Origin of the sequence: Streptomyces sp. DT224 (genome assembly GCF_049844595.1) — a bacterium.
Taxonomy (GTDB): Bacteria; Actinomycetota; Actinomycetes; order Streptomycetales; family Streptomycetaceae; genus Streptomyces.
Genome location: NZ_JBNCLI010000021.1, coordinates 54,514 through 69,452 on the forward strand (window position 1 = coordinate 54,514; position 14,939 = coordinate 69,452).

Consider the following 14,939-nt stretch of genomic DNA (forward strand, 5'->3'; position numbering starts at 1 on the left):
CTCAGCCGCAGCAGTCCGGCTCAAGGCCCTTCGGGAGCCGGTCCCCGCTGAACACGGCGGTGGTCGCCTCGTCCCCTCCGAGCGCGGCCACCGCCAGCAGCAGCGAACCGGCCGTCCAGGAGGTGCGCTCCTCGGGCCAGAAGGCGCGGTCGCCCTCGAAGACGTAGCCCGTCCAGTACAGGCCGCCCTCGGCCCGCAGGTGCTGGACGGACTGGAGGATGTCGAGCGCCCGGTCGGACTCTCCCATCACCCAGAGCGCGAGGGCGAGTTCGCAGCTCTCGCCGCCTGTCACCCACGGGTTCGGCAGCACGCAGCGCACCCCGAGGCCGGGGACGACGAAGCGGTCCCAGCCCTCGTCGATGCGCTCCTTGGCCGCCGCGCCGGTGATGGCGCCGCCGAGGACCGGGTAGTACCAGTCCATCGAGTACCGGCTCTTGTCGAGGAAGCGCTCCGGGTGGCTGCGGATCGCGTGGCCCAGGGCCCCGGTCGCCAGCTCCCAGTCGGGCTGCGGCTCCTCGCGGCGTTCGGCGATGGCGAGTGCGCAGCGCAGGGCCTGGTGGATCGAGGACGAGCCGGTGAGCAGCGCGTCCGTCACTGCCGTGCCGTCCGCCTCCCGCTTCCAGCCGATCTGGCCGCCGGGCTGCTGGAGGCGCAGGACGAACTCGACGGCCGCGTAGACCGTGGGCCACATCCGGTCCACGAAGGCGTCGTCGCCGGTGGCGAGGTAGTGGTGCCACACACCGACGGCCACGTAGGCGCAGAAGTTGGTCTCCCTGCTCCGGTCGGTCGGCTGCCCGGCGTCGCCGTCGTGGTAGGCGGCGTACCAGGAGCCGTCACCGTTCTGGTGGCGGGCCAGCCACGCGTAGGCGCGTTCCGCGGCGCTGTGCTCGCCGGCCGCGTCCAGGGCCATGGCGGCCTCGGTGTGGTCCCACGGGTCGAGGTGGTGGCCGCGGAACCACGGGATGGCACCGTCCGGGCGCTGCACGGCGCGCAGTGCGGCGACCGTCTCGTCGGCCTGCGGGGCGGTGAGGACCCCGGGCAGGACGAGGTGTTCGGTCCGCTCGGGAAGACTCACGCTTCGGCCTCGGCGACTGCGGCTGCGGCGAGGGGCAGGTGCGGCTTGGTCGCGTAGGCCACGAAGCTCTTGCCGACGACCGGGTTGAGCAGCTGCTCGGCGACCCGGGTCAGAGCGGGCTTCTTCATGATGTCCCAGACCAGCAGCTTGTGGTACGCCTTCACCGGCAGCGCCTTGTCATTGTCGACGCCGAACGCGCACTTCAGCCACCAGTACGGGGAGTGCAGCGCGTGCGCGTGGTGGGTGCCGTACGGCTTGAGGCCGGCGCCGCGCATCTTGCCGAGGAGCTCGTCGGCCCGGTAGATGCGGATGTGGCCGCCCTCGACCTCGTGGTACGCGTCGGAGAGGGCCCAGCAGACCTTCTCGGGACCGTAGCGCGGGACGGTCACGGCGATCCGGCCGCCGGGCCTGAGGACCCGGACCATCTCGGCGAGGACGCCCTTGTCGTCGGGGATGTGCTCCATGACCTCGGAGATGATCACGACGTCGAAGGACTCGTCGGGGAAGGGCAGGTTGAGCGCGTCGCCCTCCATCGCGGTGGCGGTGGCGCCCTCGGGGGCCTCCCCCGCCTCCTTCATCGCGGCGAACCACTTCGCGACCTCGCGGATCTCCTCGCCGTTGCGGTCGAGGGCCACCACCTGGGCGCCGCGCCGGTAGCACTCGAAGGCGTGGCGTCCGGCGCCGCACCCGAGGTCGAGCACGCGGTCGCCTGCGGCGAGCGGGAAGCGGGTGAAGTCCACGGTCAGCACGAGTGCCTGCTTTCGCGGTCGGGGGTGGGTCGGGGGAACGGGATCAGGGGCCCGGCGGGCGGTCCGGGGTCACCGCCGGCCGCCGGGGCCGGTGGCCGCGCGGGCGGCGATCGCCTGCCGGTACAGCTCCGCGGTGCCGATCGCGGCCTGCTTCCAGGTGAACCGGGCGAGCACCCGCTCGCGGCCGGCCGCCCCGAGCCGGGCGCGCAGCTCCGCGTCGCCGAGCAACCGGCCGAGCGCGTCGGCGAGGGCTCCCGGGGCGCCGGGCGGGACCGCGAGGCAGGTCTCCCCGTCGGGGCCCGCGACCTCCGGGATCGCGCCGCCGGTCGTCGCGACGAGCGGGGTACCGGTGGCCATGGCCTCGGCGGCGGGCAGCGAGAACCCCTCGTACAGCGAGGGCACACAGGCGATCTGCGCGCCGCGCACCAGGTCGACCAGCTCGGCGTCGCTGATGCCCTTGACGAACTCCACGGCGTCCGCGAGGCCGTACCGCTCGATGGCCCGGGCGACCGGCCCGTCCTCGGCGCGCTTGCCGACGACGACGAGGTGGGCGGCCGGGTTGCCAGTACGGAGCTTGGCCAGCGCCTCCACGAGGTGGACGAGGCCCTTGAGCGGGACGTCGGCGCTCGACGTGGTGACGATGCGGCCCGGGACCTCGGAGACCGAGGGGTCGGGCGACCACAGATCGGTGTCGGCGCCGATGTGGACGACCCGGATGCGGCGCGGGTCGACGCCGAGGTGGTCCACGATCTCCTGCTTGGAGGAGCCGGAGACGGTGAGCACCGACGGCAGCCGGCGCGCGACCCGCTTCTGCATCCGGGTGAACCCGTACCAGCGGCGCACGGAGGCCCGGCGGCGCCGGCTCGTGGCGGCGTCCAGGTCGAGCTGCCGGTCGACGGTGATGGGGTGGTGGATCGTGGTGACCAGGGGCGCGCCGAGGTCGGCGAGGAGCCCGTAGCCGAGGGTTTGGTTGTCGTGGACGACGTCGAACTCGCCGCGCCGGGCTGCGAGATGGCGCCGGGCCCGCAGGCTGAAGGTGAGCGGTTCGGGGAAGCCGCCGGTCCACATGGTGGCGACCTCGGCGGCGTCGATCCAGTCCCGGTACTCGCCGGGCTTCGGGTTGCGGAACGGGTCGGGCTGCCGGTACAGGTCGAGGCTGGGCAGCTCGGTGAGCGGGACGCCCTCGTCGAGGACCGGGTAGGGCTGGGCGCCGATGACTTCGACGCGGTGTCCGAGGCGGGCGAGCTCGCGGGCGAGGTGCCGTACGTAGACGCCCTGGCCGCCGCAGAAGGGGTTGCCCTTGTACGTGAGGAGCGCGATGCGCAGGGGTCCGTCGCCGGGGCCGGCGCCCGGTGCGGCGACGCCCGTGCGGGGGCCCGACTCAACGGCCTCAGCGGTCACACTCGGCCCCCTTCTCACTGCGTGTTCGCCGGAGCGTAACCGCTCGCGCTAATCTAGAACAAGTTTCAGACTGGGTAGTTCAATGAGCTACGAATCTACCGGCAGGTAGTTGCGACGCAACGGCCGGATCAGGTGATTCACGCCACGGCACACACCCTGGCCACGGGACGGACACATGACAGCGGAAGCCAGACCGGCATCGCCGCCCCTGACGGAACGCCAGGAGGCTCGCCGCCGCCGCATCCTGCGGGCCACCGCCGAGCTGGCCGGCCGGGGCGGTTTCGAGGCCGTGCAGATGCGTGAGGTGGCGGAGGCCGCCGAGGTCGCCCTCGGCACCCTGTACCGGTACTTCCCGTCCAAGATCCACCTCCTCGTCGCCACCCTGCACGACCGGCTCCAGCACCTGCGCACCGCCCTCCGCGAGCGCCCCCCGGCCGGGGACGACGCGGCGGCCCGGGTCGCCGGGACGTTGTTGCGGGCCTTCCGCGCGATGCGGCGCGAACCGCAGCTGGCGGACGCCATGGTGCGCGCGCTCACCTTCGCGGACCGGGGCGCGAGCAGCGAGGCCGACGCCGTCTCACGCCTCACGACGGCGATCATCCTGGACGCGATGGGCACCGGCCACCCGACTCCGGAACAGCTCTCCGCCGTGCGGGTGATCGCGTACACCTGGCACTCCGCGCTGATCACCTGGCTCTCCGGCCGGGCGACGGTCGCGCAGGTGCGCACGGACATCGAGACGGTGTGCCGGCTGGCCGGCCCGGCGGCCCTCTGATCCCCGGCGCCTGTCCGAGCCATGTGCGGCACCCAGGCGCCCCGGGGGCGAGGTCAGGTGCCCCGCACCATGTCGACGGCGGCGCGGTCTCCCTACGGTTCGGCGGCATCACAGGAACACGCCGGGGAGCCGGTCACCATGCCCCGCTGCCGTACCGCCGGCAGAGCACGCGGATCCCTCTGTGACATCCGTACCGGCCGGCCGCCTGGTGGCCTGCGCGTGACGGGCGGGCTGACACGACGTCAGGGAGCCGGCCCCGCGGCGGTGGCGCGGGGCCGGCTCCCTCCTGCATCGGGCCGTGTGCCGGCGGGATCAGATCCTGCCGTGTGCGAGCCGCGTCAGCGGGCCGGTACGCGGCTTGGCGGTCGCGCGTCCGGTCGCGAAGGCCACACCGGCGATGCTCACCACGCCCACGGCGGCGCCGGTGGCTATCGCCTTCCTGAGCTTGATGACGGTCCAGGCCGTGGTGGCCGCGCTACCGACCCTGGCCACGTTGGCCGTCACGACCTGCCGGCCGCTCCGGAGACCGGAGACGGCGGCCTGACCGGCGCGCTGCGTGATGCCACCGGCCTCGCCGGCGCTGTCCGCGGCCGAGTCCTTGGCGTTCGCGGCCGCGCTCTTCGCCTTGGCGGCCGTGGACTTCGCCCCGCCGGCCGTGGCCTTGGCCTTGGCCGCGGGGCTCTTGGACTGCGCATCGCCGGAGCCGGCCGTCCTTCTCGGCGTACCGGTGGTCTTCCGGGCGGTGGCGGTGGTCCTCTCCTTGCTCCGGGAGGAATTACTCGTTTCCTTGTTCTCGGCGGTCATGGCGTCCTCCTTGCCTTCGGTGCTGCGATGAAACCCGGGGGCGGTCCACTCATGCGCCGCTCTGCGGCAGCAGGGAGCCGAGCGGTCCCAGGTCGAGATTGAGGTCGTCCATCGTCAGGTCGTAGCGGTCGCACAGTTCGGTCATGCGCTCGTTCAGGATCATCAGCGTCATGCCGATGCGCTCCTCCTGCTGCTCGCTCAGGTCGCCCTGGTCGACGCGGTGGAGGGCGGTGCGTTCCATGAGCTGGCGGAGCAGTTCGACGATGGTGAGCACCAGCTTCATGAGGTCCCGCTCGACGGTGTCCGGGTCGGTCTCCAGCCTGCGGGCACCGGCCTGAGCGGGGTGGTCGTCCGGTGGTGCGGGGCCGGTCCCGAGCGACCGGGCCGCCGCGGCCGCCACGGCTTCGGCCACCGCGGCGGGTGCGCCGCGTTCGCCGTCGCACTCGGTCATGCCGTTCTCCTCTTCGTCCTGGTGATGCGGTGAAGATTCCGCGGGCTCACCACGGCGCCGGTTCCTCGCCGGTGATCGAGCGGATCACCGCCCGCAGGTTGATGTGGACGAGGTCGACGTCGGCGATGGAGAGGACGAGGTCGCCGGTGAGCACCGCGCCGCCGTTCAGGAGGCGGTCCAGGAGGTCGATCAGCGCGACGGGCGGGCCCTCCCGGGGCTCGGAGGGGCCGAGTACGTCCCCGACGAGGTCCGCGCTCACCGTCCCTCACCGCCGTCCGGGTCGCCCGCGGGCGGCACGGTGGCGAACGAGTAGGGCGCCCAGGGCCCCGTCACCTCGACCGAGACGCCCGGAACCCGGTCGGCCAGGCCGGTGAGCGCCCGGCGCAGCTCCTCGGTGAGCGCCCGGGGGACGAGGTATGCCTCGTTGGCGACGTTCACGCCGGGGTGGGAGGCGAGCTGCCCCTGCTGCGGGCGGTGGACCACGCGCGCGGCGACCACGCCCTCGGTCAGCTGTGCGGCCCGCCCCACCAGCTCGGACGCCGCCCGGTAGGCGTCCTGGTCCTTGCGCCGGGACGCCTGGCGCTGCCGCAGATAGGCCCGTCCCGCGCCGGCTCCGGCGGGCACCGGGGCGGCCGGGGCCGGCGCGTCGGCTGCCCGGGGATCGGCGTAGACCTTCATGCCCAGTTCGACGTGGCCCTCCAGCCGGCCCAGCAGGTCTGCGAACTCCCCGCGTCGCCCGGCCAGCATGCCGGCGACCCTCGCGTCGTCCAGGTAGACCGTGGCCAGCCGCATCGGCAGTACCGGCGTCTCGGCGAACACGGCGTCCACCACAGCGTGGTGGGACCGGGCGAGCGCTTCGAGCCGTGCCAGGTCCTCCAGCTGCGCGGACAGGCCGTGCGCGCCGAAGGTGTCCGCCGGTACGCGGGAGACGAGCGCGCTCAGACCTCCCGCGGTCACCGGGTGCGGGGGGCGGCCGTCCACGCCCGCCAGGCGTGCGGCGAGCCCGTGGAGCGCGGGGCCCTCCCGCCCGACGGCGTAGACGTAGGACAGCTGCTCGCCGCCCGGGGCCGGGGGCCCGCCTGGCATGTCCGTCCGGATGCTCATCGCTCCTCCTCCCTGGCGTCCCGCTCCCGCCGCCCCGGGGCGTCCTCCGCCTCGGGGAGCCCGGCCGCCGACCGCAGCCGGGCCAGCTCGGCCCGCAGCCGGTCGTTCTCCTCGGCCAGGGCGTCGCTCCCGGGGCGCGCCTCGCTCTCGCGCGCGGGCCGGGCCCGTGAGGAGAGGGAGGGATCGTGCTCCCACCAGTCGATGCCCATTTCCTTGGCCTTGTCGACCGAGGCGACGAGCAGGCGGAGCTTGATGGTGAGCAGTTCGATGTCGAGCAGGTTGATCTGGATGTCGCCGGCGATGACGACGCCCTTGTCCAGCACCCTTTCCAGGATGTCGGCGAGGTTGGCCGACGAGCCCTGCCCGTACGCCGGGGAGCTCCCCCTCGGTGGGGCCGGCAGCCGGCCGGCGAGTGAATCGGACACGGTCTCTCACACCTTTCATGGGTGTCGGCAAGGGCCGGGCACTGCCCGGGTCAGCGGCGGCCTGCGGCCGTCCGGCGGCGGGAGCGACGGGCCGGCCGGGACTCCTCGGCCTCCTCCTCCGGCTCCTCTTCGTCCTCCGGTTCCGGCTCCTCCTCGTCCTCCGGCTGCTCGCCGGCCGGCTCGTCGGTGCCCTCCTCGTCGACGGGCTCCTCCTCGTCGACGGGCTCGTGCTCGTCCTCCGACTCCTCGAACTCGTCCGCCGGTTCCTCGTCCTCGGGCTCGGCGTCGGCGTCCTCGTCCTGGACCTGCTCCTCGTCGGCGAGTTCGTCGTCCAGCGGTTCTTCCCCGCCGTCCTCGAAGTCGTCCGCCTCTTCGCCGGAGTGTTCGTCCTCGGGCGCGTCGCCGCGGGCCTCCTCGTCCTCGGGCCCGCGGTCCTCGTTCAGCGCTTCCTCTTCCTCGACCGCCTCGTCGTGGCTGACGACGACCTCGCCGTCGCGGATCTCGCCGCGCCAGCCGTCGGTCGCCTCACCGCGCATCATGAGGAACTTGCGGTAGAGCTTCAGGTCGAGCCGGGCGCGGCGGCCCTGGGCGCGCCAGATGTTGCCCGTCTTCTCGAACAGCCCCTTGGGGAAGTACTCGAGGACCAGCAGGACGCGGGTGAGGTCGTCGGTGATCGCGTGGAAGGTGACGACGCCCTTGACGGTGCCCTTGGCGCCCTCGGTGGTCCAGGTGATGCGTTCGTCCGGCACCTGCTCGGTGACGTTCGCCTTCCAGCTGCGGGTGGACTTGGCGACCTTGACCTTCCAGTTGCTGGTGGTGTCGTCGGCCTTCTCCACGCTCACGACGCCCTTGGCGAACGTGCTGAACTCCTGGAACTGGGTCCACTGGTCGTACGCCTCGCGGACGGGCACGCCGACGTCGATGTCCTCGACGACGGTGACGCTCTTGGACTTCCCTCCGCCGGACTTGCGCCCCTTGCCGAACAACCCCTTGACCTTGTCCTTCACCTTGTCCTTGAGATGGGAGGCGCCCGCGCCGATCGCCGCCTGGGCGGGCGACTTGCCGTCCTTGAGGGCCTGCCCGCCCTTGGCGAGGCCCTTCAGGGCGCCACTCCCGCTGCCCGGCTCCGCGAGTTTGGAGACCGATTCCCCGAGCCGGTGGCCCAGTCGGGTCACCGTGTGCTCGGCACGGGCCCTCACGTAGTTCTGCAGTTCTTCCTTGAGCCGTTCGGCGGCCGGGCTCTTGACGACCTCGTCCTTGATGCCCTTGATCGCGGAGTCAGGCATCGCTGCCTCCCCGGGCCTTGCGGGTGCGGGAGGCCGTGGCCTTGGCGGCTGTGCCCGCGCGCTTGCGGGCGGGGGCGGCGGCCTTGCCCGTGCTCCCGGACCGGCCGGCACCCGCCGCGGGCCGGCTCTTCGGGGCGGCCTTCCCGGCGCCCGAGGCGGCGGACTTGCGGGCGGAGGCACGGCGCTTCTGCTTCGTGTCGCGGTCCGTCCCGGCCCCGTCGTCGGACGCCGCCGCGTCCTCGGCGTCCTCGGTGTCCTCGGTGTCCTCGGTATCCTCAGCGCCCTCGGCCGGCTCCTCGTCCTCGGCAGCGGGGCCCGCCTCCAGCGACTGGGTGCGCCGTTGCAGCGATTCGGCCAGGTGCCCGGCCCGCTGGGTGACGGCCTTGGTGGCCGCCGTCCTCGTGGCGTCCACCAGCTCCTTGCGGACCTGATCGTTGAGCGGGCCCAGGGCGGGCGACTCGGCCAGCATCCGGCCGATCCGCCGCGGGTCGAGGTCGAACTTCTTGCCGAGGAGGAACATGCCGAATCCCACGGCGAGTTTGGCCTTCTTCGTACGCCCGAGCAGGTACCCCCCTACCAGGGCCGCGCCTATCTTGGCGTTCTTCGTCATCTGGAATACACCTCGGATCTCCCCCGGTCGTGTGTGGTCCGGTCGCCGGTCATGACGTATGCCGTGCGCCGTTGCGGTACTCCTCGATCTCGTCGAGCCGGTCGAGCAGTTCGTCCTCGCGCCGGTCGAACTCCTCGGCTCCGATGAGCCCGCTGTTCAGCTCCTGTTCCAGCTGCGCGAGCCGGGCGCGCACCGGTTCGGGGTCGTAGTACTCCTCCTCGGCCGCGTGGACGACCTGGTCGAGGACCCATACCGTCCCCCGGACGGGGGCCAGCGGCAGGGTCAGCAGCTGCGTGATGAGTCCCATGCCGGCAGATCACCTCCGCTCCCGGGCCGGGCGGGCCGCGTCAGACGAAGCTGTACGGCGGAAGCGGCCCGGTGAGGGTGTACGCGTAGGCGTCGCCCCGGGTATCGGCCTCGCGCCGGACCGCCTCCACGAAGGCGTCCGCCTCCGCCCGGGGCACGAGGAAGGACAGGTTCAGGAAGTGCTGGGGGCCCGGCTCCGCGGCGGAGCTGCGGGTGGCGGCGCCCGCCAGACGGCCGGCCACCTCCTCGGCCTCCCTGGCGTGGCGGGCGCTCACCTCGTGGGCCACCAGCTCGCCCAGCGCGAGCTGGTCGTCACGGCTGCCCTGGGTGCGGGCCCGCTCGTTGAGACGCCGTATCTCGTCGGATTCGGCCATGATCTCCCGCAGGAGGTCGTCCTCGTCCCGGCCGGCCTTCAGGTTGTACTCGACCTGACCGTCCAGTTCCGCGAGCCGCTCCCCGTAGGCGTCGGCCTCCCGTTCCAGGGCCGCGGTGACCTCCTCGTCGCCCGGTCCCACCAGACCGAAGCGCATCGGCAGGGTCGCCCCCCTCTCCATCAGGGCCTCCAGGACGCCCTGATGGGCCAGGACGTCCCGCCGCTTCGCGCGCAGCCCCTCAGGGGCGTCGCTGACCACCGCGGCCAGGCGGTCGGTGCGCAGGGTCCGCAGCTCCGCGGGCGGGTCACCGACCCCGTGCAGGCCGTCCAGCGGCAACGGGTGGCCGGCGCCGGTGATGGCGTAGATGTACGTGGGCACTGCTGCTACTCCTCGCGTCGCTGGGTCTGCCGGCTGGACGTGGACTTGCGGGCGGGCCGCTTGCGCGGTTCCTCCTCGGGCTCCTCGCGCTTGCCCTGCAACGATTCGCTGAACGCCTCGACGGCTCCGGAGAGCGCGCCCTTGGACTTCCCCTTGGCACCGTTCTCCGTCATGTCGCCGACCAGGTCGGTGAGCTGGCTCGGGGCCTTCCGGCCGGCTTCGAGGTCGAGCCGGTTGCACGCCTCGGCGAACCGCAGATAGGTGTCGACACTGGCGACCACCACGCGGACGTCGATTTTCAGGATTTCGATGCCCACCAGGGAGACGCGTACGAATGCGTCGATGACCAGGCCGCGGTCGAGTATGAGCTCGAGAACGTCGTAAAGATTTCCCGAGCCGCCGCTCCCGCCGGACGTCGCATTGCTCTGCTGCACGAGTGTCATGGGAACTCCTTTCGGTGATCCTTTTTCGTTCGACGACGGAGTTCCTCAGCGACGGTCGATCTGCCCCCGGGCATACCGGTGCACGCGTTCATAGGACATGAGCCGCCCCTGGCGGTCGAGTTGCACCCGGTAGGAGGCCAGCACGCTCATCGTGTCCGGAACCCTCTCCAGCTCGACCACTTCGACGTCCGCCGACCAGCCGTCCTCGGTGGCTTTCACCGCGGAGACCGAGTCGGGCTCGCACTGAAGCATTTCCGAGAGCTGTGCGGCGGCTTGCCGCATCGCGGTGAGCGCGTCGACACGCTTTTCGTCCTGCTCGTTTCCGGTGTCCTTTTCGGTACTCATCCTTCCCCTGTCGCCGGGGAGCGCCGCTGCCTGTCCGGCCTCCGTCGTCATGGCTTCCGTTCGCATGCCCGTGCATTCCGGAGGCATGCGTGGCGGGGCGGGAATGACGACGACGCGGCCTTTCCGCGGCTGCCGGTCCGGGCAGGCCGCGGAAAAGCCGTGTCGTCATGGCGTTCAGCCGGTGCAGCCACTGTCCGCGATCACGGAGTACCCGGTGGGCGACTCCTTCGGGGTGTGGCTGACGAAAACGCTGGAACGGCAACGCGCGCTGCCGCTGCACCGGTTGTCGGCGGCTTCGCGGGACGCCCGCCCGGCCCGAGGGGCAGAATCCTGACCGTGACGATCACCGCGCGCGCCCTCAACCGGGCGACCCTCAGCCGTCAACTCCTCCTGGCCCGTGAGCCGCTGACCGCGCCCGAGGGGGTGCGGCGGGTGGTCGCGCTCCAGGCCCAGCACCCGGCCTCGCCGTACATCGCCCTGTGGAACCGGCTCTCGGGCTTCGCGCCGGCGGACCTCGACGCGGCCTTCGCGGAGCGGTCGGTGGTCAAGGCGGCCCTCATGCGGATCACCCTGCACGCGGTGCACGCCGAGGACTACCCGGCCTTCCGGGCGGCGGTGCGGCCGGTGCTGTACGCCTCACGGCTGGGCTCCAGGTTCACCGCGTCCGGGCTCACCCCGGCCGACGGCGAGGAACTGGTCGCCGAGGTGGTCGAGTTCGCCCGTACGCCGAGGACGTCGGCGGAGATCCAGGCATGGCTGGTGGAGCGGTTCGGCGCGGAGCGGAAGGACGCGGTGTGGTGGGGCATGAAAACGTACGCCCCGCTCCATCACGTCCCGACCGGCCCGCCGTGGTCCTTCGGCGCGCGTGCCGCGTTCGTCTCGGCGGGCGCGGGGCCGGCGCCCCGGGGCCGGACGGTGGACCGGGCGGCGCTGCGCACGCTGATCCTGCGCTACCTGGCCGGGTTCGGCCCGGCGTCGGTCGCGGACGTGGCGCAGTTCTCGATGGTGGGGCGGGCACCGGTCCGGGCGGCGCTGACGGCCATGGCGGACGAGGTGGAGCGGCTTCAGGGGCCGGACGGGGAGGCGCTGTTCGACCTGCCGGGCGCCTCCAGGCCGGACGCCGGCACCCCGGCCCCGTCCCGGCTCATGGCGATGTGGGACTCCACGCTGCTGGCGTACGCGGACCGGAGCCGGGTGATACCGCCGGAGTACCGCCCGCTGGTGATCCGGCGCAACGGTGACGTGCTGCCGACCCTGCTGGTGGACGGCCGGGTCGCGGGCGTGTGGCGCCCGACGGACGAGGGGGTCGAGGCCACGGCGTTCCATCCGCTGCCGGCTGCCGTCTGGGACGAACTGGGCGGGGAAGCGTCGGCGTTGACCGCGTTCCTCGGCGACCGTGAGCGGGTGGTCTACCACCGCTACCACCACTGGTGGGCGAAGCTCCCGGACGCGGATGTGCGGATGCTCTAAGGGCGGGGCAGCCCTTAGAGCGTGTCTCTTTGGAGTAGAAGCAGACCGGCTCAAGATCCATCTGGCCCGCTAACAAGGCAGTCGATCTGGCGGGGTAAGCTGGCATTCCATGGCAATAAGCTCCGCCCCGTGGTCCTTCGCTCTAGTTGCAGGGCTTCTCACTCTGACTCCCGGTCTCGATACGGCGCTGATCTTGCGCACGTCCGCCCTCGGCCGCCGCAGGAGAGCCTGGGGCGTCGTTCTCGGCATCCAGACCGGCACCCTGGCGTGGGGGGTGTTCACCTCCCTCGGAGTAACCGCGCTTCTCACGGCCTCACATCTCGCTTACACCGTGTTGCGCTGGATCGGTGCCGCTTATTTGATCTGGATGGCGTTCCGCATGCTCCGGGACACCTTCCAGGGGCTGCCCACGGCGGACACGGACAATTCTGTTCCGGCCGCCGGCGCGGACTCGGTCAGCGGCGGCTGGCGGCAGGGGACACTCACCAACCTCCTGAACCCGAAGATGGGCGCCTTCTACGTCGCCGTCCTGCCTCAGTTCATCCCTGCGGGCACCGGCCACTTCACCATGGGCCTCCTGCTCACCATGGTGCACATCTTGATCGGTCTGCTCTGGTCTGCCGTCCTCATCGGCTTCGCCCGCGTCCTGCAGGGGTGGCTTCGCAAGCCCCAGGCTCGCCGCGTGCTCGACCGGATCACCGGCACCGTCATCGGCATCTTCGGTATCAGGCTGGCGCTCAGCAGCTGATGATCCGAGGGACGGGGTCCAGTGACCCGCCTCAGCACCGGACCCAGATCAAGATGGACGCGACGTGGAGTGCGGCCTGGTAAGCGATGGCGAGTTTGTCCGTCCGCAGGGCCAGGCCGCGCCACTGCTTGAGTCGGGCGATGCACCGCTCGACGGTATTGCGCTCCTTATATTTCTCGGCGTCGAAGCTGGGCGGGCGGCCTCCGGCGCGGCCTTTCCGTAAACGGTGACCGATCTGGTCGGCGGGCTGCGGGATGACAGCCCGGATGCCTCGACGCCGAAGGTGTCCACGGATCGCGCGGGACGAGTAAGCGCGATCCGCCAGGACAGTTGCCGGGCGGGTTCTTGGTCTCCCGAGTCCGCTGCGCGGGATCCGAATCCTGGCCATGACCGCCTCGAAGGCCGGCGCGTCACCAGCCTGACCGGCGGTGACGTAGATACCCAGAGGACGAGCCCGGCTGTCACTGGCCAAGTGGATCTTTGTACTCAGTCCGCCGCGGGAGCGTCCGAGCGCGTGGTCCTCGGGCTCCGGCCGGCGCACCCCTTTTCTCGCTCCAGCCGAATGCTGGTGAGCCCGGCAGACAGTGGAATCGACCGAGACCGTCCAGCCCACATCGTCTCCCTTATCCACCGCAGTGAGGATGCGTTCCCACGTGCCGTCCACGGCCCACCTGATCAGGCGCTTGTGAGCGGTCTGAAAAGACCCGAGCTCGGGGGGCAGGTCGCGCCAGGGTGAGCAGGTGCAGTACTTCCACGCAATTGCCTCAAGGGTTCGGCGGTGGTCAGCCCACCGTCGCCCCCGGACAGGATCGGCCGGCAGGAACGGCTCGATCCGGCCCCACATCGCATCAGTGATCACTAACCGGACAGACACATCCGATCAACTGACCAACCCATCAAAGAGACACGCTCTAGGGGCGGGTCGGCGGCGGGTACGGAGCGCGGAAGGTGAAGGCGTCGGGGGTGTCGCCCTTCGCGCGGAGCAGGGCGACGCGGTCCATCGCCTCCCCGACGCCCGGACGGTGGCCGGCCGGGACCCACCACATCGCCGAGTGGTGGTCGGTCAGGCGCTCGAACCACTCGCGGCGGCGGGCCAGGACCCTGAGGTGGTCGCTGCGGTACACGTACGCCTTCAGCGCGTCGACCGATTCCCAGACCGAGCAGTTGATCAGGAAGAAGTCGTCCTGGTGGTCGGGGCGCAGGCTCGTGGCGTCGGCGCCCTCGTCGTCCACCATCCGCCAGACGAAGCCGGGGGCGTGGTCGGCGAGGGCGTTGATCTCGGGGAGTTGTGCGACGAAGTCGGCGATCCGAGGGCTGTCGAGCGGGGCGAGAAGGCGCCCGACGTTGACCTGGGCAAGGTGGAAGTCGTTCACGCGCCCAAGCATGGCCGGGTGAACCTTCTAAAGTCAACGGATTCCTTTTTAGACTTCGCCGGCCCCTTCCGGGCCCTCGACCGCGACGCAGCACCCTTCCGGCAGCGGGTCCATGGCGGCGCTCCAGCCCTCGGCGAGCAGCCCTTGGACGCCGGCCAGGTTCATCCCGCAGACCAGGGCCGGGAATCGCTCCGCCAGGGCGTGGAACGGGCAGTTGCGCAGCCGGAGTCTGCCGCAGTCCCAGTACGGTTCGTAGCCGCGCTCCCGCAGCGCCTCGACGGGGTCCGCCGCATCCGCCGCCTCACCGGCCGCCCGCGCCGCCGCCTGCAACTCGGCGTCGAGCCCGGCCCGTTCGACCACCTCGGCGAGCAACTGGCTCACGGTGTCGTAGGAACGCGGCGGTACGGAGACGGCGTGCTCGCCGCCCGCCCGCCGGTACAACTTGGCGGGCCGCCCCGCGCCGGGGCCGGTGCGGCCGGAGAGCCGGCGGAAGGCGGTCTCCAGGAGCCCGGCGTCCACGAGCTTGTCCAGGTGGAACGCGGCCACGGCCCGCGTCACCCCGACCGCGTCCGCCGCGGCGTCCCGGGTGACGTCGCCCGGGGCGGCGGCGACGTGTCGGTAGAGGCTGCGGCGCACGGGGTCCCCGAGTGCCGCCAGCGCGTCCAGGGCGGCGTCGTCACTGCTCACGGGCCCGAGTCTAGGCGGCCGCCCCGGGGTGGGGGGGGGGGGGGGCCCCCCCCCCCCCCCGCGACCTGCTGGCCTGGCCGCACTGGGTGCTGAAGAACCTCTACGGACCGGTCGGGGTGATGTTCGGCAAGTTCT

At 72.0% G+C, this 14,939-nt stretch carries 20 protein-coding genes; 3 read left to right on the forward strand and 17 right to left on the reverse strand.

The genetic code is table 11. The features are described from left to right. Window position 1: 1 nt before the first annotated feature. The 3 genes from ACLQ2N_RS35535 to ACLQ2N_RS35545 all read right to left on the reverse strand — a co-directional run bounded on the left by ACLQ2N_RS35535 (window position 2) and on the right by ACLQ2N_RS35545 (window position 3,225). On the reverse strand, window positions 2-1,075 hold the full coding sequence (locus ACLQ2N_RS35535) for a prenyltransferase/squalene oxidase repeat-containing protein (protein WP_425819842.1): 1,074 nt from the start codon (window positions 1,073-1,075) through the stop codon (window positions 2-4). Next, window positions 1,072-1,824, reverse strand: a complete 753-nt coding sequence (locus ACLQ2N_RS35540) for a class I SAM-dependent methyltransferase (protein ID WP_425819844.1) — start codon at window positions 1,822-1,824, stop codon at window positions 1,072-1,074. Before ACLQ2N_RS35540 ends, ACLQ2N_RS35535 begins: the two co-directional genes overlap by 4 nt. Before the next feature lie 69 nt (window positions 1,825-1,893). Further along, window positions 1,894-3,225 (reverse strand): glycosyltransferase family 4 protein, encoded by a 1,332-nt coding sequence (locus ACLQ2N_RS35545; protein WP_425819846.1) that lies wholly within the window; start codon window positions 3,223-3,225, stop codon window positions 1,894-1,896. A gap of 175 nt (window positions 3,226-3,400) precedes the next feature. Here ACLQ2N_RS35545 and ACLQ2N_RS35550 point away from each other — a divergent pair, with 175 nt between their 5' ends. Next, complete coding sequence (locus tag ACLQ2N_RS35550; RefSeq protein ID WP_425819848.1) at window positions 3,401-4,000, forward strand: TetR family transcriptional regulator; 600 nt, start codon at window positions 3,401-3,403, stop codon at window positions 3,998-4,000. A gap of 312 nt (window positions 4,001-4,312) precedes the next feature. Here the strand turns inward: ACLQ2N_RS35550 and ACLQ2N_RS35555 are convergent, their stop codons facing one another. The 11 genes from ACLQ2N_RS35555 to ACLQ2N_RS35605 are packed head-to-tail and all read right to left on the reverse strand — an operon-like array spanning window position 4,313 to window position 10,577. Continuing rightward, window positions 4,313-4,804, reverse strand: coding sequence for a hypothetical protein (locus tag ACLQ2N_RS35555; protein ID WP_425819850.1), 492 nt, complete (start codon window positions 4,802-4,804; stop codon window positions 4,313-4,315). Between the two features lie 49 nt (window positions 4,805-4,853). Further along, entirely contained in the window at window positions 4,854-5,255 is a 402-nt protein-coding gene (locus ACLQ2N_RS35560) for a gas vesicle protein K (protein WP_425819852.1), read from the reverse strand. Between the two features lie 46 nt (window positions 5,256-5,301). Then, window positions 5,302-5,514: a gas vesicle protein gene (locus ACLQ2N_RS35565; protein WP_425819854.1), complete on the reverse strand. Its 213-nt coding sequence runs from the start codon at window positions 5,512-5,514 to the stop codon at window positions 5,302-5,304. Next, a complete protein-coding gene (locus ACLQ2N_RS35570; RefSeq protein WP_425819856.1) occupies window positions 5,511-6,359 on the reverse strand; it encodes a GvpL/GvpF family gas vesicle protein in 849 nt (282 codons plus the stop codon). The genes ACLQ2N_RS35565 and ACLQ2N_RS35570 overlap by 4 nt, the downstream gene beginning before the upstream one ends. After that, on the reverse strand, window positions 6,356-6,784 hold the full coding sequence (locus ACLQ2N_RS35575) for a gas vesicle protein (protein ID WP_425819858.1): 429 nt from the start codon (window positions 6,782-6,784) through the stop codon (window positions 6,356-6,358). The genes ACLQ2N_RS35570 and ACLQ2N_RS35575 overlap by 4 nt, the downstream gene beginning before the upstream one ends. A 50-nt stretch (window positions 6,785-6,834) precedes the next feature. Beyond that, entirely contained in the window at window positions 6,835-8,070 is a 1,236-nt protein-coding gene (locus ACLQ2N_RS35580) for an SRPBCC family protein (RefSeq protein ID WP_425819860.1), read from the reverse strand. Then, window positions 8,063-8,680, reverse strand: a complete 618-nt coding sequence (locus ACLQ2N_RS35585; RefSeq protein WP_425819862.1) for a hypothetical protein — start codon at window positions 8,678-8,680, stop codon at window positions 8,063-8,065. The genes ACLQ2N_RS35580 and ACLQ2N_RS35585 overlap by 8 nt, the downstream gene beginning before the upstream one ends. Before the next feature lie 49 nt (window positions 8,681-8,729). Further along, a complete protein-coding gene (locus tag ACLQ2N_RS35590; RefSeq protein ID WP_425819864.1) occupies window positions 8,730-8,987 on the reverse strand; it encodes a gas vesicle protein GvpG in 258 nt (85 codons plus the stop codon). A 40-nt stretch (window positions 8,988-9,027) separates the two neighbouring features. Continuing rightward, window positions 9,028-9,738: a GvpL/GvpF family gas vesicle protein gene (locus tag ACLQ2N_RS35595; protein WP_360852625.1), complete on the reverse strand. Its 711-nt coding sequence runs from the start codon at window positions 9,736-9,738 to the stop codon at window positions 9,028-9,030. A 5-nt stretch (window positions 9,739-9,743) separates the two neighbouring features. Next, window positions 9,744-10,181 (reverse strand): gas vesicle structural protein GvpA, encoded by a 438-nt coding sequence (locus ACLQ2N_RS35600; protein ID WP_425819866.1) that lies wholly within the window; start codon window positions 10,179-10,181, stop codon window positions 9,744-9,746. Between the two features lie 45 nt (window positions 10,182-10,226). Next, window positions 10,227-10,577, reverse strand: a complete 351-nt coding sequence (locus tag ACLQ2N_RS35605; protein WP_425819868.1) for a gas vesicle protein — start codon at window positions 10,575-10,577, stop codon at window positions 10,227-10,229. A 285-nt stretch (window positions 10,578-10,862) separates the two neighbouring features. On the opposite strand from ACLQ2N_RS35605, the gene ACLQ2N_RS35610 reads away from it, so the two are divergent. Both ACLQ2N_RS35610 and ACLQ2N_RS35615 read left to right on the forward strand, forming a co-directional pair. Further along, window positions 10,863-11,996: a winged helix DNA-binding domain-containing protein gene (locus ACLQ2N_RS35610; RefSeq protein WP_425819870.1), complete on the forward strand. Its 1,134-nt coding sequence runs from the start codon at window positions 10,863-10,865 to the stop codon at window positions 11,994-11,996. Between the two features lie 109 nt (window positions 11,997-12,105). Further along, on the forward strand, window positions 12,106-12,744 hold the full coding sequence (locus ACLQ2N_RS35615) for a LysE family translocator (protein WP_425819872.1): 639 nt from the start codon (window positions 12,106-12,108) through the stop codon (window positions 12,742-12,744). A 31-nt stretch (window positions 12,745-12,775) separates the two neighbouring features. On the opposite strand, the gene ACLQ2N_RS35620 is transcribed toward ACLQ2N_RS35615, so the two are convergent. Genes ACLQ2N_RS35620 through ACLQ2N_RS35630 form a run of 3 tightly spaced genes read right to left on the reverse strand, consistent with a single transcriptional unit; the run spans window position 12,776 to window position 14,804 of the window. Then, window positions 12,776-13,618: an IS5 family transposase gene (locus ACLQ2N_RS35620; protein WP_425819874.1), complete on the reverse strand. Its 843-nt coding sequence runs from the start codon at window positions 13,616-13,618 to the stop codon at window positions 12,776-12,778. 37 nt (window positions 13,619-13,655) lie between these two features. Beyond that, on the reverse strand, window positions 13,656-14,117 hold the full coding sequence (locus ACLQ2N_RS35625) for a DUF3291 domain-containing protein (protein ID WP_425819876.1): 462 nt from the start codon (window positions 14,115-14,117) through the stop codon (window positions 13,656-13,658). A 48-nt stretch (window positions 14,118-14,165) separates the two neighbouring features. Next, complete coding sequence (locus ACLQ2N_RS35630) at window positions 14,166-14,804, reverse strand: helix-turn-helix transcriptional regulator (RefSeq protein ID WP_360852607.1); 639 nt, start codon at window positions 14,802-14,804, stop codon at window positions 14,166-14,168. Between the last annotated feature and the right edge of the window lie 135 nt (window positions 14,805-14,939).

What these genes read in the sequence shown, in the direction of transcription:
- ACLQ2N_RS35585 (WP_425819862.1), bottom strand. Translation starts at nt 8,680, where the DNA reads ATGACGAAGAACGCCAAGATAGGCGCGGCCCTGGTAGGGGGGTACCTG.
- ACLQ2N_RS35615 (WP_425819872.1), top strand. Translation starts at nt 12,106, where the DNA reads ATGGCAATAAGCTCCGCCCCGTGGTCCTTCGCTCTAGTTGCAGGGCTT.
- ACLQ2N_RS35600 (WP_425819866.1), bottom strand. Translation starts at nt 10,181, where the DNA reads ATGACACTCGTGCAGCAGAGCAATGCGACGTCCGGCGGGAGCGGCGGC.
- ACLQ2N_RS35580 (WP_425819860.1), bottom strand. Translation starts at nt 8,070, where the DNA reads ATGCCTGACTCCGCGATCAAGGGCATCAAGGACGAGGTCGTCAAGAGC.
- ACLQ2N_RS35560 (WP_425819852.1), bottom strand. Translation starts at nt 5,255, where the DNA reads ATGACCGAGTGCGACGGCGAACGCGGCGCACCCGCCGCGGTGGCCGAA.
- ACLQ2N_RS35555 (WP_425819850.1), bottom strand. Translation starts at nt 4,804, where the DNA reads ATGACCGCCGAGAACAAGGAAACGAGTAATTCCTCCCGGAGCAAGGAG.
- ACLQ2N_RS35570 (WP_425819856.1), bottom strand. Translation starts at nt 6,359, where the DNA reads ATGAGCATCCGGACGGACATGCCAGGCGGGCCCCCGGCCCCGGGCGGC.
- ACLQ2N_RS35605 (WP_425819868.1), bottom strand. Translation starts at nt 10,577, where the DNA reads ATGACGACGGAGGCCGGACAGGCAGCGGCGCTCCCCGGCGACAGGGGA.
- ACLQ2N_RS35590 (WP_425819864.1), bottom strand. Translation starts at nt 8,987, where the DNA reads ATGGGACTCATCACGCAGCTGCTGACCCTGCCGCTGGCCCCCGTCCGG.
- ACLQ2N_RS35550 (WP_425819848.1), top strand. Translation starts at nt 3,401, where the DNA reads ATGACAGCGGAAGCCAGACCGGCATCGCCGCCCCTGACGGAACGCCAG.